At 68.3% G+C, this 1,052-nt stretch carries 1 protein-coding gene; it reads right to left on the bottom strand.

Features of this window, described 5'->3' with window-relative positions:
- A partial coding sequence (locus ACFWWR_RS48605; RefSeq protein WP_384310791.1) for an IS481 family transposase occupies positions 1 to 952 on the bottom strand: 952 nt, incomplete at its 3' end.
- Positions 953 to 1,052: the final 100 nt, after the last annotated feature.

Raw genomic sequence — 1,052 nt, 5'->3', positions numbered from 1 at the left:
TGTATTGACCCGCAGCGTTGTTCACACGGCTGATGGGTGGCTTGCCTCCGAGTGCGGTGTGGCAGCGGTGGTGGTTGTAGGTGTGCAGGAAGTCTGCCAGGGCGGTGGTGCGTTCTACGTTGCTGGCGTAGGGCCGCAGGTAGGCCCATTCATCGAGCAGGGTGCGGTTGAAGCGTTCGACCTTGCCGTTCGTCTGCGGCCGGTAGGCGCGGGTGAGCTTGCCGGCCGCGCCGAGGTCGGCCAGTGCCTGCTGCCAGGCGAAGCTCTTGCGGTAGGGCCAGGCGTTGTCGGTCAGCACCCGCTCGATGCGGTCGATGCCCGCGGCGTGGAAGAAGGCTGCGGCCCGGCGGAGGAAGGCTGCGCAGGTGGTGGCCTTCTCATCGTCGTGGATCTCGCTGTAGGCGAGGCGGGAATGGTCGTCGACGGCGGAGTGGACGTAGTCGAAGCCGACGTTGCTGCGCCGGGCCCGGCCGGCCTGGCGGCCCAGGACCTTGTGACCGCCGCCGTCGGGGATCCGGCCGAGTTTCTTGACGTCCACATGGATCAGTTCGCCGGGCCGTTGACGCTCGTAGCGGCGGATGACCTGTCCGGTGGGCCGGTCGAGGAAAGCCAGGCGGTTAAGGCCGTGCCGGGTGAGGACACGGTGCACCGTCGAGGCGGGCAGGCCGAGGATCGGCCCGAGTCGTGCGGGCCCGAGTTTGCGGTCCTGGCGCAGGCGGCATACCTGGGCTTCGGTCGCGGCAGTGGTCCGGTGTGGTGTCCTGCGTGGGCGGCTGGGGCGGTCGATGAGCCCGCTTTCGCCCTCGGACCGCCAGCGCCGGAGCCACTTGTGGGCGGTGGGACGGGAGATGCCCATCTCCGCGGCGACATGCGCAACGGGACGGCCAGAGCGGACACGGTCGACGAGCAGTCGCCTGCCGTGAACGGTCAGCCGGGCATTACGGTGGGACACGAAGGCCTCCGTGCGGTGAAGATTCGACACCTCCACCACACACGGAGGCCTTCGCCATGTTCAAGCCCGGTCAGCGTTAACAACGCTCGTGATCAATACA

It is taken from the genome of Streptomyces sp. NPDC058678 (assembly GCF_042714835.1).
Lineage (GTDB): Bacteria > Actinomycetota > Actinomycetes > Streptomycetales > Streptomycetaceae > Streptomyces.
Note: the sequence above shows the minus strand (reverse complement) of the source record. Positions and strands in the feature narration are given on the sequence as shown.